Origin of the sequence: Romboutsia sp. Marseille-P6047 (assembly GCF_900604535.1) — a bacterium.
Classification (GTDB): Bacteria; Bacillota; Clostridia; order Peptostreptococcales; family Peptostreptococcaceae; genus Romboutsia_E.
Map to the genome: position 1 here is coordinate 23,659 of NZ_UWOT01000012.1, position 25,496 is coordinate 49,154.

At 27.1% G+C, this 25,496-nt stretch carries 27 protein-coding genes and 1 riboswitch; of the genes, 4 read left to right on the top strand and 23 right to left on the bottom strand.

The features are described 5' to 3' along the window. Positions 1–63: 63 nt before the first annotated feature. The 4 genes from EIH23_RS11910 to EIH23_RS11925 all read right to left on the bottom strand — a co-directional run bounded on the left by EIH23_RS11910 (position 64) and on the right by EIH23_RS11925 (position 4,294). Entirely contained in the window at positions 64–1,833 is a 1,770-nt protein-coding gene (locus EIH23_RS11910; protein ID WP_243113402.1) for a BglG family transcription antiterminator, read from the bottom strand. A gap of 138 nt (positions 1,834–1,971) precedes the next feature. Next, the gene (locus EIH23_RS11915) at positions 1,972–2,853 is read right to left on the bottom strand and encodes a MurR/RpiR family transcriptional regulator (RefSeq protein ID WP_122640510.1); all 882 of its coding nucleotides are present in this window, start codon (positions 2,851–2,853) and stop codon (positions 1,972–1,974) included. Positions 2,854–2,984: 131 nt separating this feature from the next. Beyond that, positions 2,985–3,566 (bottom strand): tRNA (mnm(5)s(2)U34)-methyltransferase, encoded by a 582-nt coding sequence (locus EIH23_RS11920; RefSeq protein WP_122640511.1) that lies wholly within the window; start codon positions 3,564–3,566, stop codon positions 2,985–2,987. Positions 3,567–3,577: 11 nt separating this feature from the next. Then, a complete protein-coding gene (locus EIH23_RS11925; protein WP_122640512.1) occupies positions 3,578–4,294 on the bottom strand; it encodes a pseudouridine synthase in 717 nt (238 codons plus the stop codon). Positions 4,295–4,485: 191 nt separating this feature from the next. Between EIH23_RS11925 and EIH23_RS11930 the strand changes: the two genes are divergently transcribed. Then, entirely contained in the window at positions 4,486–5,580 is a 1,095-nt protein-coding gene (locus tag EIH23_RS11930; protein ID WP_122640513.1) for an AI-2E family transporter, read from the top strand. A 42-nt stretch (positions 5,581–5,622) separates the two neighbouring features. On the opposite strand, the gene EIH23_RS11935 is transcribed toward EIH23_RS11930, so the two are convergent. The 10 genes from EIH23_RS11935 to EIH23_RS11970 all read right to left on the bottom strand — a co-directional run bounded on the left by EIH23_RS11935 (position 5,623) and on the right by EIH23_RS11970 (position 13,888). Continuing rightward, the gene (locus EIH23_RS11935) at positions 5,623–6,276 is read right to left on the bottom strand and encodes a tetratricopeptide repeat protein (RefSeq protein ID WP_122640514.1); all 654 of its coding nucleotides are present in this window, start codon (positions 6,274–6,276) and stop codon (positions 5,623–5,625) included. Positions 6,277–6,513: 237 nt separating this feature from the next. After that, positions 6,514–6,975 carry a diaminopimelate decarboxylase family protein gene (locus tag EIH23_RS16980; RefSeq protein ID WP_330566284.1) on the bottom strand — a complete coding sequence of 154 codons (462 nt, stop codon included), beginning with the start codon at positions 6,973–6,975 and terminating at the stop codon, positions 6,514–6,516. Further along, positions 6,966–7,808, bottom strand: coding sequence for a diaminopimelate decarboxylase family protein (locus tag EIH23_RS11940; protein WP_330566280.1), 843 nt, complete (start codon positions 7,806–7,808; stop codon positions 6,966–6,968). Before EIH23_RS11940 ends, EIH23_RS16980 begins: the two co-directional genes overlap by 10 nt. Before the next feature lie 16 nt (positions 7,809–7,824). After that, the gene (locus tag EIH23_RS11945; RefSeq protein ID WP_330566281.1) at positions 7,825–8,772 is read right to left on the bottom strand and encodes an aspartate kinase; all 948 of its coding nucleotides are present in this window, start codon (positions 8,770–8,772) and stop codon (positions 7,825–7,827) included. Positions 8,773–8,842: 70 nt separating this feature from the next. Continuing rightward, the gene (locus EIH23_RS16985; RefSeq protein ID WP_330566282.1) at positions 8,843–9,022 is read right to left on the bottom strand and encodes an amino acid kinase family protein; all 180 of its coding nucleotides are present in this window, start codon (positions 9,020–9,022) and stop codon (positions 8,843–8,845) included. 73 nt (positions 9,023–9,095) lie between these two features. Then, a riboswitch (Lysine riboswitch) is annotated at positions 9,096–9,266 on the bottom strand. Positions 9,267–9,417: 151 nt separating this feature from the next. After that, positions 9,418–10,023 (bottom strand): hypothetical protein, encoded by a 606-nt coding sequence (locus EIH23_RS11950; protein WP_122640515.1) that lies wholly within the window; start codon positions 10,021–10,023, stop codon positions 9,418–9,420. 208 nt (positions 10,024–10,231) lie between these two features. After that, positions 10,232–11,911: a hypothetical protein gene (locus EIH23_RS11955; protein WP_122640516.1), complete on the bottom strand. Its 1,680-nt coding sequence runs from the start codon at positions 11,909–11,911 to the stop codon at positions 10,232–10,234. A 97-nt stretch (positions 11,912–12,008) separates the two neighbouring features. Continuing rightward, entirely contained in the window at positions 12,009–12,572 is a 564-nt protein-coding gene (locus EIH23_RS11960; RefSeq protein WP_122640517.1) for a hypothetical protein, read from the bottom strand. A gap of 73 nt (positions 12,573–12,645) precedes the next feature. Further along, positions 12,646–13,212, bottom strand: coding sequence for a TVP38/TMEM64 family protein (locus EIH23_RS11965; RefSeq protein WP_122640518.1), 567 nt, complete (start codon positions 13,210–13,212; stop codon positions 12,646–12,648). Between the two features lie 25 nt (positions 13,213–13,237). Then, a complete protein-coding gene (locus EIH23_RS11970; RefSeq protein WP_122640519.1) occupies positions 13,238–13,888 on the bottom strand; it encodes a hypothetical protein in 651 nt (216 codons plus the stop codon). A gap of 288 nt (positions 13,889–14,176) precedes the next feature. Between EIH23_RS11970 and EIH23_RS11975 the strand changes: the two genes are divergently transcribed. Next, positions 14,177–15,841: a glutamine--tRNA ligase/YqeY domain fusion protein gene (locus tag EIH23_RS11975; protein ID WP_122640520.1), complete on the top strand. Its 1,665-nt coding sequence runs from the start codon at positions 14,177–14,179 to the stop codon at positions 15,839–15,841. A gap of 70 nt (positions 15,842–15,911) precedes the next feature. Here EIH23_RS11975 and EIH23_RS11980 read toward each other — a convergent pair whose 3' ends face one another. The 7 genes from EIH23_RS11980 to EIH23_RS12005 all read right to left on the bottom strand — a co-directional run bounded on the left by EIH23_RS11980 (position 15,912) and on the right by EIH23_RS12005 (position 21,977). Beyond that, positions 15,912–16,799 carry a YegS/Rv2252/BmrU family lipid kinase gene (locus EIH23_RS11980; RefSeq protein WP_122640521.1) on the bottom strand — a complete coding sequence of 296 codons (888 nt, stop codon included), beginning with the start codon at positions 16,797–16,799 and terminating at the stop codon, positions 15,912–15,914. A gap of 19 nt (positions 16,800–16,818) precedes the next feature. Next, a complete protein-coding gene (locus EIH23_RS11985; protein WP_207734718.1) occupies positions 16,819–17,457 on the bottom strand; it encodes a lactate utilization protein in 639 nt (212 codons plus the stop codon). A gap of 62 nt (positions 17,458–17,519) precedes the next feature. Beyond that, positions 17,520–18,785: a 4Fe-4S dicluster domain-containing protein gene (locus EIH23_RS11990; protein WP_122640523.1), complete on the bottom strand. Its 1,266-nt coding sequence runs from the start codon at positions 18,783–18,785 to the stop codon at positions 17,520–17,522. Between the two features lie 185 nt (positions 18,786–18,970). Then, complete coding sequence (locus EIH23_RS16770) at positions 18,971–19,105, bottom strand: hypothetical protein (RefSeq protein WP_279265908.1); 135 nt, start codon at positions 19,103–19,105, stop codon at positions 18,971–18,973. Between the two features lie 190 nt (positions 19,106–19,295). After that, the gene (locus tag EIH23_RS11995) at positions 19,296–20,060 is read right to left on the bottom strand and encodes an ABC transporter ATP-binding protein (RefSeq protein ID WP_122640524.1); all 765 of its coding nucleotides are present in this window, start codon (positions 20,058–20,060) and stop codon (positions 19,296–19,298) included. Between the two features lie 11 nt (positions 20,061–20,071). Next, a complete protein-coding gene (locus tag EIH23_RS12000; RefSeq protein WP_122640525.1) occupies positions 20,072–21,082 on the bottom strand; it encodes a FecCD family ABC transporter permease in 1,011 nt (336 codons plus the stop codon). After that, positions 21,072–21,977 (bottom strand): ABC transporter substrate-binding protein, encoded by a 906-nt coding sequence (locus EIH23_RS12005; protein WP_243113403.1) that lies wholly within the window; start codon positions 21,975–21,977, stop codon positions 21,072–21,074. Before EIH23_RS12005 ends, EIH23_RS12000 begins: the two co-directional genes overlap by 11 nt. A 345-nt stretch (positions 21,978–22,322) precedes the next feature. Between EIH23_RS12005 and EIH23_RS12010 the strand changes: the two genes are divergently transcribed. Beyond that, entirely contained in the window at positions 22,323–23,537 is a 1,215-nt protein-coding gene (locus tag EIH23_RS12010) for a pyridoxal phosphate-dependent aminotransferase (RefSeq protein ID WP_122640526.1), read from the top strand. A 63-nt stretch (positions 23,538–23,600) separates the two neighbouring features. Here the strand turns inward: EIH23_RS12010 and EIH23_RS12015 are convergent, their stop codons facing one another. Beyond that, on the bottom strand, positions 23,601–24,092 hold the full coding sequence (locus EIH23_RS12015; RefSeq protein ID WP_122640527.1) for a hypothetical protein: 492 nt from the start codon (positions 24,090–24,092) through the stop codon (positions 23,601–23,603). 175 nt (positions 24,093–24,267) lie between these two features. Here EIH23_RS12015 and EIH23_RS12020 point away from each other — a divergent pair, with 175 nt between their 5' ends. After that, on the top strand, positions 24,268–25,206 hold the full coding sequence (locus EIH23_RS12020; RefSeq protein WP_122640528.1) for an alpha/beta hydrolase: 939 nt from the start codon (positions 24,268–24,270) through the stop codon (positions 25,204–25,206). A 76-nt stretch (positions 25,207–25,282) separates the two neighbouring features. Here the strand turns inward: EIH23_RS12020 and EIH23_RS12025 are convergent, their stop codons facing one another. Beyond that, the gene (locus EIH23_RS12025; protein ID WP_122640529.1) at positions 25,283–25,492 is read right to left on the bottom strand and encodes a cold-shock protein; all 210 of its coding nucleotides are present in this window, start codon (positions 25,490–25,492) and stop codon (positions 25,283–25,285) included. Positions 25,493–25,496 lie beyond the last annotated feature (4 nt).

Genomic DNA, 25,496 nt, shown 5'->3' on the forward strand with positions numbered 1-25,496 from the left:
TTATATTACATAGAAAACATTTTCTCTGAAAGTTAGAAAATTTCTCTTAGTCAAAAGAGAAATTTACTTAAACATATTTTTAAACTTTTCATAATTTTTATTCTCACATATACTTATTACTTTTGCTATTGAGTCTACTCTTTTATAAATATTAGAAAATAATTCTTCATAATCTAATATATGATCTTTATCTATGGCTAGCATTATAACTAATCTTACTTCTCCTACTTCCCAGTATATAGGATTTTTTAAAATGCCTATGCTTATCTTATTTTTAAAAACTTTACCTTTTGAGCTATGTGGCATTGCTAGCATATTGCCTATTTCTGTTGTTGCAATTTTTTCTCTTTCAAAATAAGAATTTTTCATATCTATATCTATATAATTTTTTTCTAATAGAAAATTAGACATATATTCTATAACCTCTTCCTTTGTAGAGAAATCTAAATTTTTATGAAATAGATCTTTATCTAGAAGTTCTTCCACTTTTATATCTTTATATATTTTTTCAGTTTCTATATACTTTTCTATAATTTTAATTTCTTTTTCTGTTAATAAAGGTGATATTTTTATTAAAGGTGTATTATCTAACTCTATAGGTACAGTTGAAATTACAAAGTCCGTATCTATTACTTTTAAATAATCCGTTAAATATGCTGGTATTACCTTAATTATTTCTATTTTTCCAGCAAATAAGTTTTCCAATTTTGATTTTATAAGCATTGATGTACCAATACCAGAAGTACATACAATAACTGCTTTATAAACTTTTTTCCTATTATAATTATTACTTCTTTCTATAGCTCCTCCTATATGTATTGCTATATTTGCTGTTTCATCTTCATCTATTATTATATTTAAGTTACCTTCTATAACCTTTTTTGCAATTTTTGCAAGTTCAAAAGCAAAAGCATACTTTAATTTTATTTCATTTGAACTTATATAATAAGAATCATTTATTCCTAGCTCTATCTTTTTATACAAATTACTTATATGACTGTATAAACACTCTTCAAATATTGTATCCTTAGTAATATCTATATTGGTAACTATTTTTAGTTCCATACAAAAAGTTCTTATAGAATTTATTATTTTCTCCTTATAAACATCATTGTTTATAATTTCATTTCTTTTTACTTTATAATATCTTAAATATTCATTGATAATTAAATCTTCATTTTCTGTGCTCCTACTTAAAAATATTAATATATAATCAACTATATTTTTAAATTCCAAATCAGTAACTAAAAGTTCTTCACTTTCTAATACATTTAAGACTCTATTTTTTATATCAAACATACTGTTACTTACTTCATCACTTAAAAAGTCACTTAAACCTAATTTATTATTTTTATTATTACATAAATTAACTATTTGTTTTGCTACTTGTTCTTCATCACCATCTATACAAATACCTTGTTTATGCTTAGTAATTATTTTTAAATCATTTTGACTTAATATCCTTTTTACTTCCTTTAAATCATTTTTTACTGTGGAAGAACTAACATACATTAAGTCAGCTAAATCTTCTATTCTAATAAAATTTTCTTTTTCTTTACTTATATTTATCAACTTTTTTAAAATAAAGCTTACTCTGTCTATATCATCATACAAATTAGTTTGTACGTCTAACTCTTCAAGGCTTCCTTCTAGTTTATATCCAATACCTCTTATAGATACTATCTTGCTTTTATGTAAAGCTTTATTTATACTTTTTATATCACTTTGTATAGTTTTTGTAGAACAACCAATTTCCTCGCTTAAAGCAATGCTACTCATTGGCTCTACAGAATTTCTTAATATTTTGACTATTTTTAATTCTCTATTGTTCATATTTATACTCATGAATTCACCCATTTTTATGTAATTTTATTGCTAAATTTATAATATCACTTTATTTTTAATAAAAAAAGACATATTAGAAACAATATTATTATTCTCTCTAACATGTCTTATTTGGGTTATATATTTTTATTCATACACCGAATATTCTTTCCATATATTCTCTAAATCATTAAAATACTCTTTTATGTCTTCTTTTTCTTTCATTCCAACTGATATTACTAGTGCATTAGCAACACTAAGTGCTGGTACTAATGAATCAACAAAAGAAGCCATATTACTCTTTACAAGTAATTTATTATCTGAAATAGATGCTACTGGAGCAAACATACTGTCAGTTATTGATATTATATGAGCACCTTTACTTTTAGCATATTTAGCTACTTGATAGGATTTTCTTGAATATCTTGGGAAGCTTATTGTTATAAGTACATCTTCTTCATTAACTCTAACAACTTGTTCAAAAGCATCCCCCATATCCATTCTTATTATATGAACATTATCAAGTATTATATCTAGGTAGAATCCTAAGTATTGAGCTATTGTAAATGAGCTTCTCATACCTAGTATATATATTTTTCTTGCCTTTAGTATTTTATCTGCTGCACCTTTAAAGGCATTTTCATCTATACCTTCTAAAGTATCTCTTATGTTCTCTATATCACTTTTTAATACTTTATTAAGTATAGTTGTATCATCTGTATATTCACTATGAGTCATTTCAACTCTTTGAACTGTAGTCAATTTATTTTTTATAAGTTCTTGTAATGCTTCTTGTAATTTTGGGTAACCTGAGTATCCTAAAGCATTTGCAAATCTAACTACAGTTGATTCACTTACACCTACAGTCTCACCTAATTTACATGCTGTCATAAATGCTACTTTATCATAGTTATTTAATATATATTGTGCAATAAGCTTTTGACCTTTACTAAGCCTAGCATATTGAGTTTGTATATTTGAAATAAGACGTTTACCATCTTTCATATCTATTCTTTCACTATTGTCCATAAATTTCTCCTTTTAAGCAGTATAAACACTGTTCTTTTAAACCTTTAGAGTTTCTAAAATTATTATATCACTTTTGTATATATTTTTTAAATAGTGATTCTAAAAAATTTAATTATGCACAATTTAGATTTTTAATATTCTTTTTTCTTTTCTATTAATATAAGTTGAGGTGGATTGTTTATTTGATTTATAAACTTACTTTCAAGTACATTAAACTCATTTTGATCTAAACCTTGTACATACTCATAAACGCAATTTCTTTCTTCCATACCACCTTCATGACCTGTATATATTGCTAAACTAACTATACCGTGAGGTTTTAGAAGTTTTAAAGATGATTCTATTGCTCTTAGTGTTGTATCTGGTTTAGTTATTACATTATGATCAGCCCTTGGTAAATACCCTAAGTTAAACAATACACATGATACTTCTTTATCTACATAGTTTTCTAGATTTTCATGACCATCAAGTATTAATTGCACACGATCAAGTAAGTCAGCTTTTTCTAATCTTTTTTTAGTTGACTTAATAGCTTCTTCTTGTATATCAAAACTATATACAAATCCATTTTGTCCTACTTTTTCTGCTAGATATTTTGTGTCATATCCATTACCCATAGTAGCATCTATTACTACATCTCCATCACTTATTACATCTTCTATAAATAATTTATTTATTTCTGTAATCTTAGTTAAAAATTTTGCCTTTATCATTTACTACACCTCTATTTTATACCTTTTAAGTACTCCACTTCTTCTTTAGTTAAATGTCTATACTCTCCAACCTTAATTCCTCTAAGCTTTATGTCTCCCATAGCAACTCTTCTAAGTCTAAGTACGGGATGATTTATTGCCCTACACATTTTTCTAACTTGTCTATTTCTACCTTCATGTATTTTTATTTCACATTTACAGTAATTCTTTTCTTCATTTTTATCTACTATTCTTATTTTTGCTGGAGCGGTTTTATAATCTTCTATTTCTAATCCTTCTCTAAAGTTTTTAAGTTCTTCATATGTAGGTTCTCCTTTTATTAAAGCTACATATGTTTTATCTACCTCATGCTTTGGATGTGTTAATTTATATGTTAAATCTCCATCATTCGTAAGTATTAAAAGCCCACTTGTTTCATAATCAAGTCTACCAATTGGATAAACTCTTTCTTTTATATCGCTTACTAAATCTAATACACTTGGCCTATCAAATTGATCCTTTACAGTTGTAATATATCCTTCTGGTTTATTTAATACTATGTATACTAAATTTTCACTTAATGATATTACCTTTCCATCAACTTCAACTATATCTTTAGCTTCCTCTATATTAAAAGATAATTCAGTAACTAATTCTCCATTAACTTTTACTCTTCTATCTAATATTATTTCTTCTGCTTTTCTTCTTGATGCTATCCCACAAGAAGCTATATATTTATTAATTCTCATATGTTCACCTTTTCTTGTAAATTTTATTAAATACTATTTTTATTTCCTTATTATAATATAATACATACAATGTAAAATCAAAGTTTTTATTACAAATTTCTTAATATTAAATATTTAATTATAATATACCTTTAACTTCTATTAATTATAGTATATACTTATTTTAAAATATTTAACAAGTAGGAGGTCACATGGTTTCAAAACAAGATATAAAGCATTACATATTCTTGGCTTTTATAACTATATTGCTTTATAAATTTATCAATAATCCTATGCAGGTTATATCTGGAATAGGCGGAATTGCAAGCTTTTTCAGTCCATTCTTAATAGGGATATTAATTGCATTATTAATTAATCCATTGGTAATGTTTTTTGAAAAGAGGTTTAATCTTCATAGACTATTGAACATACTTATATCTTATATATTAGTATTTATACTTATTTTCTTAGGATTTAAGCTACTTATTCCTTCAATAGTTGATACTTTAAATACATTAATAAAAGAGATTCCAACGTATGTTGATATGTTCAATGAAATTTTAGGAAAGTATATGACTAAAGCTGAGTTTTTCAATACAATAGCCCCTCATATACAAGATAACTTAAATAGTATATTAACTAATGTAGTAAATATTCTTACTGCATTTTCTTCAAACCTTTTAATTCATATATCAAGTATTACATCTTTATTGTTTGATATAATAATGGGATTAATACTTTCTATATATATGATATTTGATAAAGAGAAAATAGGTTTAGGTTGTAAAAAGATTCTTTATGCTTCAGTTAATAAGATTAAAGCTGATGAAACTGTTTCATTTTTTAAAATGTCTCATGAGATATTTTATAACTATATGATAGGTAAAATTATTGACTCACTTATTGTTGGTTTAATTGCATTTGTTGTATTCCAATTTGTTATAAAGATAGAGAATTCACTATTCTTATCATTTATAGTTTTTGTAACAAATATAATACCTTACTTTGGTCCATTTATAGGTGCAGTTCCACCTATACTTATGACATTAGTATATAGTCCTGTAAAGGCACTTTGGGTTGCTATATTTATACTAATTCTACAACAAGTAGATGGAAACTTTATAGGACCTAAGGTAATGGGAGATCAAGTAGGACTCAGTCCACTTTGGATAATTTCTGCAGTATTGATAGGTTCAAGTCTATTCGGATTAATAGGCGTTTTCTTATCTGTTCCTGTTGCAGCTATTATAAAATCTTCTATTGATAAATATGTAGAAAAAAGATTATATATAAATGATTCAAAATAAAATATATTAAATAAAAAAGTTGTCCAAATTTATGGACAACTTTTATTGTATTATAGGCTCCTGAGTAATGTTATTTGGAGTATTTGTCGTTATATTATTATTTTGAAGTGGTTGATTTGATCCATTAGAAGGTATTTGATTTGTTGGATTTTGAATATTAGGAGTTTGTTGCTCTCCTTCATTACTATTTTCTTGGTTACTACCTTCTTCTATTATTTCCTCATCTTCTTTTTTAGACTCTTCCTCATATTTTTTCAATTCCCAACTAGCTTTGCTTGCTCCTTTACTTGCAGCCAACTTAGCATCTTTTTTTCTTTTAGCTTCAGCTTCTTGTTGTTCTTCATATAATTTTTTCATTTCACTTAATTCACTTGATGCTGTACTTTTTATTTTACTAGATCCGTTTTTGATGTTAGTTATAGCCTCAAGTTCTTCTATAGCTTTTTTATAATTTCCTTGTCCTTTATACTCTTCTACACTTAACATTTTCATTGCTTGCATATACATTGCTCTTGCATATTCATCAGCATTATCTTCTTCTAACGCACTTGAAAGTAATTTCATTGCTTCACCATATTTTTGTGATTCTAAAGCTACTTTTCCATCTTCAACAAATGTACTTTCAGATTCACCTTTAGTACATCCTACCATAAGTATTGATAATAAAGCTACGATTAAAACTATTTTTATCTTCATTTGTTACCTCCTTATTACCTTAACTTAATTTTACCATAATTCAACATATTTTGTCATATTTTAGGTTAATATTATTTAAAATCGCATTTTCCGTCCTAATTTATACTTATACTCTCAAAGAATTATATTTAATCTTATTCTTATATTCTTACAAATTACTAAGCTTATTATTTGAGAATTTTTAACTTTAATATAAAAAAAAACCTTGAAAGAATAATTTGCTTTCAAGGTTTTTTTTTATATTAACTCCAAGTTTATTACCTCTTCATAATTTTGTCTTTTGCATATAAGCCTATGATTTCCATTAGATACCATTACTACTGCTGGTTTAGGTATTTTATTATAATTAGATGCCATTGAGTAACCATAAGCTCCAGTTGAAGTCGTTATTAATATATCTCCACTTTCTATATCCATTACATTAGCATGAGTTATCAATATATCTCCACTTTCACAGCACTTTCCAGCTACAGTCACTTTATTTACTTTTTCATATTTCATTTTATTTACAACACTACATTCATATCCCGCTTTATATAATGAAGGTCTAATATTATCAGTCATACCTCCATCTACACTAACATATGTCCTTACATCTTTTATATCTTTAATAGATCCTATTGTATACAGTGTACTGCCTGCATTTGCACTTATTGATCTTCCCGGCTCTATAATGAGCTTTGGTGCTTTTATTCCAATTTTTTACATTTTTGCTCTGCCCTTTTTATTATAGCTTCACAAAAATCTTGTATACTTTTAGGATTATCCTCTTTGATATAATATACTCCTATACCTCCTCCTAAGTCTATTTCTTTTAAATCTATGTTATACTTTATTTTTATTTCTTTAACTAAATCCATCATTATATCAACTTCGTCCATGTATGGCTCTATATCAAAAATCTGTGAACCTATATGTGCATGTAAACCAACTAACTTTATATTTTTATACTTATATAGTTTTTCTATAGCTTCATATAAGTCTCCATTTATTAATACAAATCCAAATTTAGAATCTATTTGACCTGTTTTTATATAATCATGAGTATGAGCTTCTATTCCAGGAGTTATTCTAAAGTATATCTCTTGTACTTTATTTCTCTTTTTGCAAATATCTTCAATTATATCAAGTTCATAAAAGTTATCTACAACAAATCTACCTACTCCTAATTCTATGCCCATATTAATTTCATCTATAGTTTTGTTATTTCCATGAAATAATACATTTTCCATTGGAAAACCTGCTTTATGAGCAGTATATAATTCTCCTCCTGAAACTACATCTAGGGATAAGTTTTCTTCTTTTATGATTTTACACATATATAAAGTTAAAAATGCCTTACCTGCATAAGCAACTTTATTTTTATTTTCCTCTACTTTAAAATACTTATTATATTTTCTGCAATTCTCTCTAATTAAACCTTCATCAAATACATAAAGTGGTGTAGAGTACTTATTAACTAATTCTGTACAACTAACGCCTCCAATATATAGCGTGTTATTTCTAATAGACATATTTCCATGTAGTTTCATAATAGCCTCCTAAATTTTATACATTAAATTCTCTTGCCACTTCATTTATTGCAACATCTTTATCAAAAGAGTTTATAGCACAAGTTATTCTTATTTCTGATGTAGTTATAAGCTTAACATTAATATTATTTTCCTTGAATATTTTAAATACTTTTGATATAACACCTGCTGTGTTTTTCATTCCAGACCCTACTAATGAAAACTTTGTTATATGATCATCAATAACAATATTTTTGCTATCTGAATATTTTTTAGCTATCTCTTTACATTCATCTAGATCTTCTTTAGGTATAGTAAAAGATACATTTATAATTTCATTTATTGGTGCTGTTTGACTGATCATATCTATACTTATTTTTTTACTTGCAATATCTTCAAATAAACTAAAAACCTTATCTAAATTAAAATCTTTTATAGTTATAGCAACATCATCATCGCTAGTTGCAAGTCCTGTTATGACTTTTTCCTCTAATCTCATTTTATTTTCTCCCTTTATATATGTTCCATTTCGCTCTCCACATGAAAGACCTACATATATTTCTGTATTATATTTTTGTGCTAGTTCTATACTTCTTGAGTGCATTACTTGTGCACCTAAACTAGCTAATTCTAGCATTTCTTCGTATTCTATTTCTTTAAGTTTTTTAGCCTTACTATACTTTCTAGGGTCGGTAAAGTAAATTCCATCTACATCTGTATAAATTTCACATTTAGCATTTAGTTTAACTGCTAAAGCTACCGCTGATGTATCAGAACCTCCTCTTCCTAAAGTTGTAATATCACCCTCATCATTTAATCCCTGAAATCCTGTCACTATTACTACCTTTCCATGATCTAAACTTTCTTCTATCTTAGATACATTTATATCATCTATTTGAGATTTTCCATGATCTCCACTAGTATGTATATTAAGTTGATACGCATTATAACTTATTGATTGGCATCCTAATGATGATAGGCACATAGCAAGTAATTACGCTGATATAATTTCACCTGTTGACATAAGTGCATCTAATTCTCTTTTATTAGGATTTTTACTTATATTTTTTTGCAAGTTTTATATAATTATCAGTAGTACCTCCCATGGCTGAAACTACTACAACTATTTTTTCATTAGTTTTTTTTCTATCAATTATATTTTCTGCTATTCTTTTAATTTTCTCTGTAGTTTCTACAGAGCTCCCACCATACTTTTGAACTATAATACTACTCATATCCCCCTCCTAGAAAGTTGTAAAATAAAAAACACCCAAAGGTATACTTTGGGTGTTTTTTTTATACACAAAGTAACCTTGTAGCTCACCACTTATTACTAAGTGACAGTATTATACATATTATGTATAGTACCAGAAAAATTATTTGCCAATAATTTTTCTTCGGCTGCACTTCCTTTCATTTATAATCAACACTTGCCAGCTTCTATAAACTACTATTAATTACAGCACCTCTACCCTAGGTAAATTTCATATATTAAGTTTTATTTTATAATTAATTTTTATCACACTATTCTTAATTTTACAACTATTTTATTTTTTTATTTATGTAAAATTTTATTAATCTATATCTTTTTATGTTGATGATTAAATAGACCTATATATAAAAAATAGGCCTATATATACTTAAATAGTTTATTTAAGCTTAAATCAACAACACAAACATCAGAATCAAAATCAAAGTCTCCTAAATTTCTCATTTCTGATGTTATTATTAAAACTCTTGGTACTTCAAAAAAAGGAATCGTCGAGTTTTTAATTTTATTCTCTAGGTTATAGTATTTAGACTTGTCAATTTTTTGATCTAAATCTATATCTACTAAAAGTTGATTTAGTTCATTATAGTGGTCTGTATATTCTATAAATATATCAAATTTTTTGTTATCTATTCTAACATTTCTATAAAATCTTTTTACCTCATATCCACCTAAATTAAATCTAATTGCTAATTCAGAACCTATTACTGTTTTAGCTAATTCCTTGCCCTTATACTGTTTACTCCCATTTAAATAATATACATACGAATTATCTCTATATCCACTATAGTTTATATTGCAAGGATATTTTTTAAGTGTATATTCATTACACATTTTTCTTAAAGTTTTCTTAAATGGTTTTCTTCCACGTCTTTTTTTACTTGAAAAAACTTTACCAACCTGAGTTTCTGTCATACATCTAACCCTACTAATTAAAAGCAGTATATCTTTTTCTAACCCCATCATAATGCATATCTCCTCGAGTCATTAATTTACCAAGTTGTAATAATATTATATTAATTGTCCCTATAAAAATTGATTGTTTTTCTATATTTTTCTAAAAATAATAATTCACATTTTATGAATAACAAAAAAGAACATATCTTAGTATATAAAATACTAAGATATGTTCTTTTTATTTTTAATTAAAAACTTAATAACTATTTATATATTTTTATTGATTTTCTTCTATAGTTTTAGTTGATGAGTCACTTTTTACTTTCTCTTCTTCTTTACTTGAACCTATGTTTAAGTTATCAAATGAAATTATCTCAACTACTCCAGACTTTCCTTCTTGATAATCAATCTTAACTTGATCTGAAACTGCTGTTAAAGGTAATTCTGTAGATACTTTTGATGTTGCTGTAAATATTATATTTTCATTTGTATCTAATGTTAAATAATAATTAGTGTTTCCACTTTTTACATCTGGACTAATTCTAGTAACCTTACCTTCTATACTAGCTTTGCTTGTATCATTTTCAATACTTATATTGTTACCTTCGCTAGATAATGCTTCTCTATAATTTATTAAAGCTTCATCTTTTGTTTCTCCAAGTCCTAAAATTGCAAAATCTTCAACTGATACAAATGCCACCATCTTAACAAGACCTGCTTTATCTTTAAGTGCAGAAACATATGTAGGTGTTCCTAATATATTATACATTACAGGGAATGTAGCTTCATAGTTTTTCTCTTGTACCTTTCCTTCTGCAGAACTCATTGCTGCAGTTTCCGTTGCTCCCGGTTGCTTATATAACTTAGCTTCTTTTGTACGAGTATCTACTAAAATAAATCCAATAGTAGACTCATCTGCACCAGCAGAAGTTATTCCTGTATACCAATATGATTTATCATCATCTCCATATACTAAAGACGTTCCCTCAGTAGCAACCAAAACTCCTTCTTCAGAGATTACGGAATTTAAGAAACCTTTTATGTATAATCCCCAGTCATTAATTTGATTTACTACAAATTGCTCTGGCTGAATTCTATCTATCCATTCTGGTGCATCTTCTATAGAATATTTTTTAACTTCACCGGTTTGAGCATCAACTACCGCCACTCCTGTAGCATCTGATCCACTAAAACCTATCTTATGTTCATATAAGCTTGTTACCCAATATGGTCTACCTTCATCATTTATTTCTAATGAAAACTCTGTCATTCCAGAATTTACAATTCCATTTATATACATATGTCTATGTAAATCTTGAAGGAAATACGCTTGAGGCTGATACACTATCTTTATTGGCTTACCATCAATTTCTTGTACAAGCCTAACATCTTGAGGATTACTTGCAGACACCATTACATATCCATTTGTTCCGTCTAAATTAGTTATCCATTTAACAATATCTCTATGTACAAGCGGTGCAACCCAGTATAGTTCACCATTTACATTTTGTATATGGAAATCTCCAAGCTTCGATACACTCCCTACAGCTGGTATTTCTCCTAACTTTTTATCTCCAAGCTTCATAGCCATTTCTTCATCTACTATACGAATATCATTTACACTTACAGGACTTACATCTTTATCAAAATCACTTTCTTCAACGTTTCCTATAAGATTTCTATATGCTTTTGCATGAATTATTGGGGAAGAAGTAATAAATGGCACTACTGATACAAATATTATCATAGCTATTGCTATAAAGAAATTGTATTTTGCAGCTTTTGATGTTCTCTCTCCTTTGTCGAACATCATATCTAATACCCCAGCAATAATAAAGAATACTATTAACATTGAAAAACCAGAGGTAAAATCTAATCTAAGTACAGGAAGCTTTATAAATGCATAAATTGCAACTAAAATTAGCGCTATACCATATGATCTTATAATTTTTTTCATAAATACTCCTTTCAAAATGGTTGTTATTACCATTATAGCCATTTATTTCAAAAAAATAAATACCCCTTATAAAATAAGGAGTATTTATTGTAGTTTATTATATTTTTGCAACATAAGGTACATAACTTCTTTGCTCTTTACCATATTGAGATAAAAGTCCCTCATATTCTAAATTAAGCTTTTCATTATTATAAAAAGAATCTGGTCTTATTCCACATGACGGTCCTTCAAATAAACCAACATCACTTTTAATTAACATATCTGCAACAAAATGAGAACACACATACTTATAATCTGCTTGTCTTGGTCTATTTAGAGTTAAATATATAAGAGCCATTACATCATAATCATATTTCTTTCTATTTTCACTTACAAACATTATATTGTTATATATACGATAATATTGTGCGTCTGTAACTTCTAATGAGTACACCCTACACATAGTATTTTTTCTAATTGCATATAGACCTTCATCTATATTTTCTTCAACGAATCCTGCAAATATTGGTGTTTTGGGATTAAGTCTTCCAAATGAGTACATTGGCCTTAATTCTTGATTTAATGCTAATGATACATGTGCATACGGGGTTTTACTTATTTTTCTTATTAGATAAGATAATACGGTTCCTGTATAAGTTGTTACTATATATATCTTTTTCATTTTTTCCCCCTAAATTAATTTTACGTTTTATCAACTTTATATATTTTAGCACATATATCATAAGATTTCAAATCTAATCTTCATTTAAATGCATTTTATTATTCATATTTCGTCCAATTATCCATGATATTAAAATAAATATCGAAAATAATAAAACCTTAATCGGGCTATGAAAAAAAACTGTCACATCTTCACCTACATAACTTATAAAAAGAAACATTACAAACTTCCCACTAACCATTCCACTTATAAAAGTTTTTAAATCTAAGTCAATAAATCCACTCATTATATTAATAAGAAAGTCTGAAATAAATGGACAAACATAAGTTATAAAAATTATGCTGAATCCTCGTTTTTTTATATAGCTAGAAATTCTTTTATCATTAAACTTATGTTTATACTTATCAAATATTTTTAACTTTGAAAACTTATTTGCTAGTAAATATAGTAGTACTGCTGCTATACATGAACCTGCCCATGATATAAAAAAGCCTAACCATAATCCAAATACAAATACATTGAACAGTATTATAGCAACTAGTGGTAAAACAGGTATAAAACTCTCTATTGCAGTTAATAAAAAAGCCACAATTGCAGCTAAAAATTTATATTCAGAAACTGAGTATAATAATTGCTCCACTTATTCCACCTACTTTGCTGTCATATTATTTTGTATTATAATCACCTATAAATTGAATAATATCTGTCGTAGTCACCAACACATATACAATAACTTCATCATCTTTAATATCAATAGTTTTTATATTAATAGGTTGCATATAGCTCTTATCAACTATAATTACATTTTTATTAATTTCAAAAGGTAAAGCATTTGCTTTTGATTTTAAAACTGACTGTACTATACTATCACTAATTTTCAATTTTCCTATTCTAAAATTCTTTAATGTTAGATATAAATTATTATCAACTATAGTAGGATATATATTCACTTCATATTGTGTATCAATTAAGTTTAAGAATTTATATGGTGATATTACTTTTATGTACTTTTCCTGAAGACTTATATTGCTATATTTGAATTCTTCAATATTATAATTATTCATTACCGTATAAACTATATCTCTAAATTCACTTTCTGATAATAATAAACGCCCTTCTAGTCTTATTGGATTTTTTAATATCTCAAATGAATCCAAAAAATCGCCTTTTAGTAATTCTTCAATTGTTATGCTATTGGATTGAGTATTTATGCTTACTTTTTTATCCGGTGTTAATATATAGTAAATTCCTGCTATAAGTATCGCTATTATTACAACTATTACTATAATTATATTTTTTCCTTTTATAATGATCACATCCTTTTAGTTTATAATTAAACTTATATTTAAATAACAATGATTTAATTAACTTTATATGATTATAATTTACAAGAAAAAACTTTCTAATACTATCATAAAATATTTAATTTTGTTTCATACTCTTAAATATAATATTTAATTCCTATCTGTCGTAAATTAAATTATTTCATCTTTATTTGTTATTTATATCTTTATTTTTTTGCCAGATTGGATTAAAATTAATAATATGGAATTATAGTATCTTTTTACTATATAGAAATTTATTTAAATTGAGAGGTACAAAATATGTCAAATGAAACTAATTCATCTAACTTTATAAGAAATATAATTATAAATGATTTAGATACAGGTAAACATGACAGCATAATAACTCGTTTCCCTCCGGAACCAAACGGGTACTTACATATAGGTCATGCAAAAAGTATATGCTTAAACTTCGGGCTTGCAAAAGAATTTAACGGAAAAGTTAACTTAAGATTTGATGATACAAATCCAGTTAAAGAAGATGTTGAATATGTAAACTCTATAAAAGAAGATGTTAAGTGGTTAGGATTTGAGTGGAATAACTTATTCTTTGCATCTGATTACTTCGATGAAATGTATAAAAGAGCTATCCTGTTAATAAAAAAAGGAAAAGCTTATGTATGTGATTTAACTCCAGAAGAAATGAGAGAATACCGTGGTACATTAACTGAGCCAGGTAAGGATAGTCCATACAGAAATAGAACTATAGAAGAAAACCTTGATTTATTCGAAAGAATGAAAAATGGTGAATTCAAAGATGGTGAAAAAGTTTTAAGAGCTAAGATAGATATGTCTTCTCCTAATATAAACTTTAGAGATCCAATAATATATAGAATAGCACACTCTACTCACCACAATACAGGAGATAAGTGGTGTATATATCCAATGTATTGCTTTGCTCATCCACTAGAAGATGCTATAGAAGGAATAACTCACTCTATATGTACCCTTGAATTCGAAGATCAAAGACCACTTTATGATTGGTTTGTAAGAGAATGTGAAATGGAAAATATCCCAAGACAAATAGAGTTTGCTAGACTTAACTTAACAAATACAGTTATGAGTAAAAGAAAATTAAAACAACTTGTTGATGAAGGTGTAGTTGATGGATGGAATGATCCTCGTATGCCTACTATATCAGGTGTTAGAAGAAGAGGATATACTCCAGAATCAATCCGTAACTTCTGCTCTGAAATAGGAGTTGCTAGAGCTGATTCTAAGGTTGATAGTCAATTGTTAGATCACTTCTTAAGAGAAGACTTACAGCCTAAAGCTCCTCTTGTAATGGGTGTACTTAAGCCTTTAAAATTAGTTATAACTAACTATCCTGAAGGTCAATCTGAAATGTTAGATATAGAAAATAACGCTAAAGATGAGTCTAAAGGAACTAGACAAGTTTCATTCTCTAGAGAATTATATATAGAACAAGAAGACTTTATGGAGGAACCAGTTAAAAAGTACTTTAGACTGTTCCCAGGAAATGAGGTTCGCTTAAAAGGTGCTTACTTCGTTAAATGTACAGATGTTGTAAAAGATGAAAACGGAGAAGTTATTGAAATTCACTGTACATACGATCCAGAAACTAAGAGTGGATCAGGTTTCACTGGACGTAAAGTTAAGGCAACTATTCACTGGGTAGATGCTAATAACTGTAAACCATGTGAATTTAGATTATTTGAACCATTAATATTAGATGATGCTCCAGAAAATGAAGGAAAGCACTTCTTAGATCAAATAAATGAAAACTCTATAGAAATATTACAAGGATTTGCTGAAACTACTCAATTAGAAAATGCTAAACCTTATGATAAATTCCAATTTGTTAGAAATGGATTCTACAGTGTTGATCCAAAGTATACTACAGAAGATAAATTAGTATTTAATAGAATAGTTCCACTTAAGAGCTCATTCAAACCAGGAAAATAATTTATATAAAATAAAAATGCTAGTTATTAAAAATTTAATAGCTAGCATTTTCTATATAAATTATTAAATTTTAATAAATACCTAAAATTTCCATACCATCTTCTATACATTCAATTTCTAAAGGAAAATCAGGACCCCTTTCACCATCTATATCTGTTACTAAGTCATCACTACAATTTATGGTTACTTTTTTAGTTCTAAAATATAGCAAATCATCTTCATTATAATGATCTAGATGTTCTCCTTTTAGAATATTTATAAAAACTGGAATTGACTTTGGTGGTGGCGTTGCCTTAAATATAATAACATCTAAGTATCCATCATCTAATTCTGATTTATATGCTAAATTAAGATTCCCTGCTGTCTTACCATTAAATACAAGCATTAAATACATTTTACCGTTATATGTTATTTCTTCTGAATTTACACTTATATTAAATTCCCTTAGGTGTAATGCTTCTTCTATACCTTTTATATAATATGATACTCTTCCCATTGAATTTTTAAAATCTGGATTTATTTTTTGAGATACATCTGTAAACATTCCTGCACTAGCTACATTTATAAAATATTTATCATTAACCTTACCTATGTCTATCTTTTTAGATTTTGAAACAATTATATTCTCTATAGCATTTCTTACATCAAAAGGTAAACCTAAGGCATTAGCAAAATCATTTGCCGTCCCTGATGGTAAAATTCCAATAGGAATTTCTATATCTAATTCTTTCATAGCATTCAAAACAATATCTACTGTTCCATCTCCACCCGAAATCAATACATGATGATAGCTTCCATCCATTCCATTAAATGCATTTTTTGTAGGATTTTCTTTATTTAGTCTATATGGTACTACCTCATATCCATATTTTTGATATACTTCTATTATAGTGTCTAATTTGCCTACGATAGATTTCTCTCCAGAATTAGGGTTATACACAAGTTTAACCTTTTTCATAATGCCTCCTTATCTCATGTTAATATCCAATGTTTTCATTTATGAAAATTACATGCATCCTTCCTGCCGTTCTTTGTTTTTTTATTAAAGTATATTCACAACATATTCTTTCTGGACTTGAACAATCCATACATACACCTGTTGCTTGGCAAGGTGTTCTAGTCCCTAACCTTTTTGCATTAGCTGGTGCACAGACATATTTATTTCTATTTATAGCCTCTTGTACATCTTTAACTATTTTGTTTACTCCAACTATTAAAATCACTTTATCTGGACCATAAAGCATTGCAGCTACTCTATTTCCATTTCCATCTACATTATATAATTCCCCATTTTCAGTTATGGCATTAGTACTTGCAAAGTATGCATCTGCAAAAAATGATTTTCTATATATTTCTTTAACATCTTCTGGCTTAAGATTAGAATTATGTCTATCTAAGAAGTTGTATTTTCCATTTTTTAAATAATCTATTATCTTCGTATTAAATAAGCTCATAGAGCCCCCACAAGCTACTAAGTCTCCTTCTTTTAATAGACCTTCTATTATATTAAAAAGTTCTTTTTCATCTTTAGCAAAATATCCACTCATATTATTTTTCTCTAAAGCCTTAATAGTTCTTTCTATTTTTTTTTGATTTACCCATTTAATACTCTCCATTATATCTCCTCCATTATTTATATCTACTATATTATAGTATCATATTTGCATATTTTTAACATTTACTTTTGATTCATACTTAATAGTTTATCTAAATAAACAGACTTTAATTGCTCATTAGCAAGAACTCTCTTTGCTGTAGGTAATTTTAATATTGAAGAAAGTATTGCTGCCATTGCTCTATGACTAGATAAAGCTTTATTATCAAATATTAATTCTTGTAATTGACCTTTTTCTATAGCCATTAAAACAACTCTATGTACCGAATTAGCTGGCGTTATAATTTTTTCTTTTCTTTTTAATAAAGTTATGCTTTTTTTATAGCAATTTCTAACACATACTCCACAACCTAAACATCTATCTTCATCTATTTTAACTATAGTTTTATCATTTTCTTTTATCTTATCAATTGCTCCAATAGGACATGCTTTAACACACTTTCCACAGTTAACACAATTATCATAATTTATCTTTGGTATAAAACTACTTGTTGCTACTGGGTGTAAATTACCAAACTTCCTCGCTGCTAACATAGCTTCACAACAACATCCACAGCAGTTGCATATAAACGTTACTCCCTTTCTTACATTTTCACCACATTGAACTAAATTATGTTCATATGCTTGATGTAGTAACTCTTTACATTCTGATGCATCAACCCTTCTTGCATAATTATTTTTTATCAATGAATTTGCAGTATTACCGAATGTCATACATATATCCATAGGTGCTTCACAAGCTTTACCCATATGATGCATCTTATGTCTACAATAGCACATTCCTACCGCTATATGACTTGCTTCTTCTATTATATGAGTTGCTCTTTCATAATCAAGTATAGTCACTTCATTATCATTAGTTAGAACTTCTTCTTGAACATAAATCCTCCCTAACTTTGTATCTGATGAGTAAAATAACTCCTTTATAAAATCTTCTTCTACATTCAAATACTGATAATAAAGTTCTGCTAAAAGTTTTTGATCAATATCATCTCTAGTTCTCATTAAAGCGAATTCGATAAACCCAGCCATAGGAGGTGGTAGTATATATTTTTTACCCTTTCCATCTTCAATATCTAACAGTATTGCTCTACTAGCTAACATATCTAATATTTTTAATGCTTCACTTTCACTTACACTCCAAATTTTAGCTGCAGTTTTCACTCTAAAAGCTTTTATAGGTAATTGAGCAACCAAAGCAGCTTCTTTTTCTGTAAATAGCATTTCTAGTATTTTGTATAATGTTTTTGATGGCGGTGCACCTTGAGGAAATCTATTTAATCTCTCTTCCAAACTTTTATAAGCCTCTTTTGCATTTATATGCGACATATAATCACCCTTTTTATTTTATTTATATTATATATATTACATATTCTAGCATAACCTCTAACCTCACTTCACATTATGTAACTAAAATTTAAATTTTATAATTAATTTATATTATAAAATAAAAAAGCTGAACTTTTTCAAGTTCAGCTTTTGGAGAATATATATATAAATCATCAGGAATAAGCTTAGTTATGTTCTATTATAGTCTTTGTTGTATCTATATTTTGAGCTACACATCTTTGACTATTTATTCTTTCATTTACTAACATGTATTTTGATATACCTTTTATAGTAGTTATTATTCTTTCTATTTTTTTCATTTTTAATCATCTCCATTTGTTCCTTTTTTCTTACAAGTATATTGTATACAATATACGGTATATAGTCAATAGAAATTTTAAAATTAATTATAATATAACATATATTTTATAAAAAATAAGAAGTTATAACTTATAAGTACTTATAAGTTTTAACTTCTTATTAGATTAGAAGTAATCAATTAATTCTAGTCTATATACAATCTTTCCACTTCTCTAATGCATCTAGCATAAAGCCTTTTATATCTATATCATATACATCTTTTATTATATCATTATTTAAAACCTCGACTGGCTTTCCAGATGATATAACTCTTCCTTGATTTAATAAAATTACCGAGTCTGCAAAGTTATGTACTAAATTTAAATCATGTAACACTCCTATTACAATTTTATTATTCGACATTGACCACTTCTTAACATATTCTAGTAACTCAATTTGATATTTAAAATCAAGATGATTAGTTGGCTCGTCAAGAAGTATTATATCTGGGTTCTGAGCAAGTAGTTTTGCTAAAAAAACTCTTTGAAGTTGTCCTCCAGACAATTCAGTTATCATTTTATCTTTATATTCTGTTAGACCAACCTTTTCAATACTGTCCATAATTATTTTATGATCATCCTTAGATAGTTTATCAAACATCCCCTTAGTATAAGGATACCTTCCAAGTGACACCGTATCATAAATTGTATAAGGAAAATATATTTCTGAAATTTGACTCATTAGCCCAACTTTTTTAGCTAAATCTTTTCTTTTAAAAGATGATATTTCTTTATTTTCAATTTGTATACTTCCACGATATTCTATAATATTAGCTATAGACTTTAAAAAAGTACTCTTTCCACAACCATTTGGACCTATGATAAATACACTTTCTCCTTTATTTACATCTATAGTTATATCCTTTATTACATCTACATCATTGTAACCACTATAAAGATTTTTAATTTTTAACATAACTATCACCTTTATTTCTTAAAATATACATATGCAAAAAATGGAGCTCCAATTAGAGCTGTTACTGCTCCTACAGGAAGTTCTGATGGTACTATAACAGTTCTTGCTACAATATCTGCTATAACCATAAAACAACCTCCGTATAAAAATGACATCGGTATAACATACTTATGATTTGAACCAAATACCTTTCTTACAACATGTGGTGCAATTAAATCTATAAATCCAATTGTGCCACTTAATGATATTGCACCTCCTGTAAGCACTGCAGAATAAATAAAGAGTTTACGCTTTACTTTTGATGTTTCTACTCCCATTGCTTTTGCTTGTTCTTCTCCAAAAGTTATAATATCCATCTCTTTTGTAAATTTAATTATACCAATCATACCTACTATTACAAATGGAATTAGAAGCCTTACATAACTCCATCCCTTCATAGCAAAACTACCCATTTGCCAAAGTGATATACTTTTCATATCTTCTGAAAATAATGCTGTTAAAGTTGTTAATAATGCATTTACAAATAAAGATAAAACCATACCCGATAAGATTATGGTATTATTTGACATAGTTCTATCTATTTTTACTGAAAAAGTTATAACTATAAATACAGTAGCTAAACCAAATAAAAAACCAACTAAAGGAAGTGTAAAGTTCCCTATTACAGGAACAGCTATTCCTGTAACTATTATAAGACCTGCTCCTAATGATGCACCAGAAGATACTCCTAATGTATATGGTGATGCTAATTGATTTTTTAAAATAGATTGAACTACTGCACCACTAGTCGCTAAACATCCTCCAACTAAAAATGCCAATAAAACTCTCGGTAATCTTAATTTCCATACTATCCCTATATTTTTAGGGTCTATACCATCTTTAATAGCAAAATTAAAGCATTTATTCATTAATATTGATATAGTTTCTAGTAAATTAATATTGGAACTTCCCACAGAAGTTCCAATACCTATAATTAAAAATGCTATTAATATGCTTATTATTAATTTCTTTTTATTGTCCATAGTATTCTGGATATACAGCTTTTGCTATTTCTTCTAAAGCTTTCGTTGCATTTTGTGATGGACGTGATGAAGCATTTTTATCTACTAAATAAACTGCATTATCTTTTACAGCATTTATTACATCCCAAGCTTCACGAGACTTTATTTCTTCAGTTGGATTTTCCATATAAGATGCATTAGTTATTATTACATCTGGATTAGCATCTATTACAGATTCTTCAGTTGGAGATACCCATCCCTCTTCATCTGCAAATATATTTTTTGCTCCTACAATTTCTATCATTTCATTTAAAAATGTATCTTTTCCAAAACTAAATAAACTTGGAGCTGGTGATATTTCAAAATAAACTGTTTTCTTATCTTCTATTTTGTCACCTATAGCTTTTATTTCATCTACTTTTTCTTTCATACCATTAACTATTTCTTGTCCTTTTTCCTTTTCATTTAGTACATCTGCTATAAAGTTTATATCTTCATAAACACCTTCAATACTTTCACTACTTGGTATGTAGACAACTGGAATTCCAGCTTCGCTAATTGCCTTAAATGGATCTTCTGTAGATCCGGTTTTATTATGTCCTGATGCAATCACTACATCTGGATCTAAACTAATTATAGTTTCAGCATCTGGATTTGAAAAATCTATTTGTGGTAATTCTTGATTTATACCTTCTATATCTGTTGAGTATGTATCAATTGCCACTAATTTATCACCTAAGCCAAGTCCCATTATTACCTCTGTATTAGATGGTGCCGTTGATATTACTTTCTCTATTTTTTTAGGTATGCTTACCTCAGTACCCTCTCTATCAGTTACAGTTCTATCACTTTCGCTACTGCATCCTGAGAATATAAACATTGATAATGTTGTTAGTAGTAGTAATAATTTTTTCATTTTATACCTCCCATATTTACAAGTTTAATTCTAAAATTTAAGTATGTTCTTTACTATATTTACTACTATATTTAATAGTTCTAACACTATAGTATCACAATTAATCACTTGAATTGTGTCATAATTTGGACATTTTAGCTTTAAAACTTAAATTTATTACTTTTTGTAACTTCATAATTATACATATTTTTACATAATTAAGGAAGTTTAAAACTAATTCATTATCTAATTATATTTTTTACAATTATCAATTGTATGTAATATTTAAAATATACAAATTTTCAAATAAATCATATATGAATTATGATAAAATATATTTAATAATATATAAGGGGTGTTGTCAAAATGATATCAAGTAAAATGGAAAACCTTCTTCAAGGCAACTCTATAGTAAGATCAATGTTTGAAGAAGGAAAAAAATTATCCAAAATTTACGGTGAAGAAAATGTTTATGACTTTAGTATTGGTAATCCTAATGTAGATCCTCCAGAAAGTATAAAAATAGCTATTAATGAAATATTAAATTCTCAGTCTCCAAATTTAATTCATGGATATATGAATAATTCAGGGTATGAAGATGTACGAGCTGAAATTGCTTTATTCTTAAGTAAAAAAAAAGATTTAAATCTTAGTTATAAAAATATAGTTATGACTTGTGGAGCTGCAGGAGGACTTAATATAATTTTAAAAACATTGCTAAATCCAAATGATGAAGTTATAACTTTTGCTCCATTTTTTGGAGAATATAAAAACTATGTCAATAACTTTGACGGAAAATTAATTGTAGTTCCTACAGACATAAATAACTTTGAGCCAAACTTAGACGCTCTAGAAAAAGCTATTACAAATAAAACTAAAGCCATAATAATAAATACTCCAAATAATCCAACTGGAATTATTTATTCAAATGAATTTTTAACTAACCTAGGTAGTTTACTAAAAAATAAGCAAAAAAAATTTAATACTAGCATATACTTAATTTCAGATGAGCCTTACAGAGAAATCGTGTACGATAATGCTAAGGTACCTTGCTTACTTAAATATTATAAAAATACATTTATAGCTTACTCCTATAGCAAGTCATTATCTCTTCCTGGAGAACGTATTGGGTATGTAGTTATTAATAATAATATGGATGAATTCGGTAAAATTATAGATTCTTTAAATATTGCAAATAGAATTTTAGGATTTGTAAATGCACCTTCTTTATTCCAAAGAGTTGTTGCTAAGTGTTTAGATTCTGAGGTTAATATTGATATTTATAAGAAAAATTTTGATTTATTATATAATCATTTAGTCAACTTAGGATTTACTTGTGTCAAACCTCACGGCACATTCTATTTATTTCCAAGAACTCCTATTGAAGATGACAAAAAGTTCTGTGAAGATGCTAAGAAATTTAATTTATTATTAGTCCCAGGTTCATCATTTGGATGCCCTGGTCATTTTAGAATTTCATATTGTGTATCTTATGATACCATAAAAAATTCTCTTCATGCATTTGATAAATTAGCTTTATTATATAATTTAACTCCTAAAGTTAATTTAAATAATAGTTAAAATTAAAACTATAGAGTGTATTATTTATATTAATACACTCTATAGTTTTTGTTTTATAATTTTTTATAAACTATATGTACATATTTTGTATAAAAGATTTAATATTTCAAATCCAACTTCAAAGCTTTCATTACTAATAAAGTTTATATAATCCCTTAGTTTACTCCATTTTACATCCTTATTACAATCTTCATTAGATATATTTTTTATTTTATTTATAATATCTATAAGTTCTTTTTTTCTTTCACAAGATAAATTATTGCTACTTTCTATATTTTCTATGGAATTATGAAAAGATTCATTTATGATAGTTTGATTATACTGATTTCTTAACTTTACTTCATACCCTTTTATATAGTCAATTACTTTTTCTAAATCTTTTTTATTATAAGACCAAACATTTCTTTTTTCTAATTCAGTTAAATCCTTAATTTCATACCTGTACTTATCTATCATTTCTTCTATAGCTATCGCAATTTCCATTAAACTATTTGTATTTATAGCATCATTGCATTTATTTAAATCTACATTTATTGATTTTATTATTTCTTTCATTTATTTCCTACTTCCTAAAATATTTTATAAATACATTATATCAAATATATCAAAACTTAATATAAAACTTAATTTAGTTTTCACTTTAAAATATTATGATTATCAAAATTTAACTATGTTAAACTATTTGATTTTATGATAATATATATCTATGTTAAGTTTAAGGAGATTGAGTATGAAGAAGAAAAAAATAATTATAATTATACTAATATTAATTTTACTTGCAACAATTGGAATTGGCTCTTATGTAGGTAATTATTTTTATAATTTAGCATTAGACCCTAATACTTCAAAGGATATGATATTTGGAGATGATGAAGATGAAGGATTAGAAGTACAAGAAGATGTGGATTGGTTACTGAAAAATTCAAACTATGAAGATAAATATATTTTATCTTATGATAATTTAAAATTGCATGCATACCAAGTAATAAATGAAAATAAAAGCAATAAGTGGGCCATAGTTATACATGGATATACATCTGAGGGTAAGCTTGTTAGCGCTAAAGCTAAATATTTATATGAAATGGGATATAATATTTTAGTTCCAGATCTTAGAGCTCATGGAGAGAGTGAAGGAAACTATATAGGTATGGGATGGCATGATAGATTAGATATAATAGATTGGATAAATTACATAATAAATAATAATAACGATAGTGAAATAATACTTCATGGTACATCTATGGGAGCTTCTACTGTCTTAATGGTTTCTGGAGAAAGGTTACCATCTAATGTTAAGGCTATTGTTGCTGATTGTGGCTATACTTCAGTATGGGATGAATTCTCTTATCAATTAAGGTCATTATTTAATTTAAAATCATTCCCTGTAATGAATTTATCTAATATTGTTACTCAAATTAAGGCTAGATATTCATTAAAAGAAGCTTCAGCTATTGACCAAGTAAAAAAATCTAATACTCCTATATTATATATTCATGGAAATAAAGATACTTTCGTACCTTACTATATGATGGATGAGTTATATAATGCTACAAGCTCAGAAAAAGAAAAACTTACTATCACAGGTGCTGAGCACGCTAATGCTGATTTAGTTAATCCTAAATTATATTGGAATACAGTAAGTAATTTTTTAAATAAATATGTAAAATAATAAAGGCATGGGTAAAAATTCCCATGTCTTTATTATTTTCATCCTGCAACCAATTGTACAACTATTATTTTTAATACTATCGTTTTTGAACATTTATAGCTGAAGGACCTCTATCAGCTTGAACTATATCGAAGTTAACTTCTTCACCTTCATGTAAATCTTTATTATGCCCTTCTTCTTTTATGTTAGAAAAGTGTACGAAAACATCATCTCCACTATTACTTGTTATAAATCCATAACCTTTTTCATTATTAAACCATTTTACAACACCTGTATAATTTGCCATTAAA

Bases quoted from the DNA above. Each gene is read 5' to 3' on its own strand.
- EIH23_RS11950 (WP_122640515.1), bottom strand. From the start codon at position 10,023: ATGATGGGGTTAGAAAAAGATATACTGCTTTTAATTAGTAGGGTTAGA.
- EIH23_RS11925 (WP_122640512.1), bottom strand. From the start codon at position 4,294: ATGAGAATTAATAAATATATAGCTTCTTGTGGGATAGCATCAAGAAGA.
- EIH23_RS16770 (WP_279265908.1), bottom strand. From the start codon at position 19,105: ATGAAAAAAATAGAAAGAATAATAACTACTATAAAAGGTATATCAAAA.
- EIH23_RS12005 (WP_243113403.1), bottom strand. From the start codon at position 21,977: ATGAAAAAATTATTACTACTACTAACAACATTATCAATGTTTATATTC.
- EIH23_RS11995 (WP_122640524.1), bottom strand. From the start codon at position 20,060: ATGTTAAAAATTAAAAATCTTTATAGTGGTTACAATGATGTAGATGTA.
- EIH23_RS11985 (WP_207734718.1), bottom strand. From the start codon at position 17,457: ATGGAGAGTATTAAATGGGTAAATCAAAAAAAAATAGAAAGAACTATT.
- EIH23_RS11955 (WP_122640516.1), bottom strand. From the start codon at position 11,911: ATGAAAAAAATTATAAGATCATATGGTATAGCGCTAATTTTAGTTGCA.
- EIH23_RS11930 (WP_122640513.1), top strand. From the start codon at position 4,486: ATGGTTTCAAAACAAGATATAAAGCATTACATATTCTTGGCTTTTATA.
- EIH23_RS11980 (WP_122640521.1), bottom strand. From the start codon at position 16,799: ATGAAAAAGGTTAAACTTGTGTATAACCCTAATTCTGGAGAGAAATCT.
- EIH23_RS12010 (WP_122640526.1), top strand. From the start codon at position 22,323: ATGATATCAAGTAAAATGGAAAACCTTCTTCAAGGCAACTCTATAGTA.
- EIH23_RS11960 (WP_122640517.1), bottom strand. From the start codon at position 12,572: ATGAAAAAGATATATATAGTAACAACTTATACAGGAACCGTATTATCT.
- EIH23_RS16985 (WP_330566282.1), bottom strand. From the start codon at position 9,022: ATGAGTAGTATTATAGTTCAAAAGTATGGTGGGAGCTCTGTAGAAACT.
- EIH23_RS11990 (WP_122640523.1), bottom strand. From the start codon at position 18,785: ATGTCGCATATAAATGCAAAAGAGGCTTATAAAAGTTTGGAAGAGAGA.
- EIH23_RS11920 (WP_122640511.1), bottom strand. From the start codon at position 3,566: ATGATAAAGGCAAAATTTTTAACTAAGATTACAGAAATAAATAAATTA.
- EIH23_RS11915 (WP_122640510.1), bottom strand. From the start codon at position 2,853: ATGGACAATAGTGAAAGAATAGATATGAAAGATGGTAAACGTCTTATT.
- EIH23_RS11940 (WP_330566280.1), bottom strand. From the start codon at position 7,808: ATGAAACTACATGGAAATATGTCTATTAGAAATAACACGCTATATATT.
- EIH23_RS11910 (WP_243113402.1), bottom strand. From the start codon at position 1,833: ATGAACAATAGAGAATTAAAAATAGTCAAAATATTAAGAAATTCTGTA.
- EIH23_RS11935 (WP_122640514.1), bottom strand. From the start codon at position 6,276: ATGAAGATAAAAATAGTTTTAATCGTAGCTTTATTATCAATACTTATG.
- EIH23_RS12015 (WP_122640527.1), bottom strand. From the start codon at position 24,092: ATGAAAGAAATAATAAAATCAATAAATGTAGATTTAAATAAATGCAAT.
- EIH23_RS12000 (WP_122640525.1), bottom strand. From the start codon at position 21,082: ATGGACAATAAAAAGAAATTAATAATAAGCATATTAATAGCATTTTTA.
- EIH23_RS11945 (WP_330566281.1), bottom strand. From the start codon at position 8,772: ATGTGCCTATCATCATTAGGATGCCAATCAATAAGTTATAATGCGTAT.
- EIH23_RS11975 (WP_122640520.1), top strand. From the start codon at position 14,177: ATGTCAAATGAAACTAATTCATCTAACTTTATAAGAAATATAATTATA.
- EIH23_RS12020 (WP_122640528.1), top strand. From the start codon at position 24,268: ATGAAGAAGAAAAAAATAATTATAATTATACTAATATTAATTTTACTT.
- EIH23_RS12025 (WP_122640529.1), bottom strand. From the start codon at position 25,492: ATGGCAAATTATACAGGTGTTGTAAAATGGTTTAATAATGAAAAAGGT.